Genomic DNA, 738 nt, shown 5'->3' with positions numbered 1-738 from the left:
TTCGGATATCCTCGGATCAAAGCTTACTTACAGCTCCCCGAGGCGTTTCGCCGTTCGTCGCGTCCTTCTTCGGCTCCTAGTGCCAAGGCATTCACCGTGCGCCCTTCATAACTTAACCATTTTGGCTGCAGATCTTCTTCGCATTTCTTCGTCATCTTCATGATCTCAGTCATGTCACGTACGGGTGTACGCTCCATTCTTTCGATCATTCGCTTCCTCGAACTGCTCGAATCTCTTTGCCAAAAACGATTTTAATATAAAAAGTCGTTTTAAGACATTTTCAAGAAAATGTCAATGAATTCTTGACATGCTCGTTTGACCTTCTCTTATTAAATAAGACCGGTAAACTTACATTTCGTTTCTATTTGCATTATCTAGTTTTCAAAGAACCGAAGTCACTAACTTCTATCTTACAAAGTTAGTTCCTATTAATTGAAGGAAGTTCCTTCAAAACTGAACAAGGCTACTGACTTCAATTACATCATGTAACACTTCTCAGTTATTGCTACATGCTGCCTTGCTCCGAGGAAGCATGCTTCGTTAGCATACGCTCGTAGACGCAGGAGCAAAAGCTTAATATAGAGAGTTTTGAGTACTCTCAAAACTGAACAAATAGCACAAGCGTATATGACCTGACGTCATATATCGACTAGAGTTAAATACTCCATAGAAAGGAGGTGATCCAGCCGCACCTTCCGATACGGCTACCTTGTTACGACTTCACCCCAATCATCTGTC

The 738-nt window shown here is 41.7% G+C and carries 2 rRNA genes; both read right to left on the bottom strand.

Annotated elements, in window-relative coordinates:
* Window positions 1–118, bottom strand: a 23S ribosomal RNA gene (locus tag AC1FXZ_RS21985); the annotation flags it as partial.
* A 552-nt stretch (window positions 119–670) separates the two neighbouring features.
* Window positions 671–738 (bottom strand): 16S ribosomal RNA (locus AC1FXZ_RS21980); the annotation flags it as partial.

The sequence above is a fragment of the Halalkalibacter sp. HAAS-P014 genome (assembly GCF_056619965.1).
The sequence above is the reverse complement of the archived record's forward strand: the minus strand, read 5'-3'. Positions and strand labels throughout refer to the sequence as shown.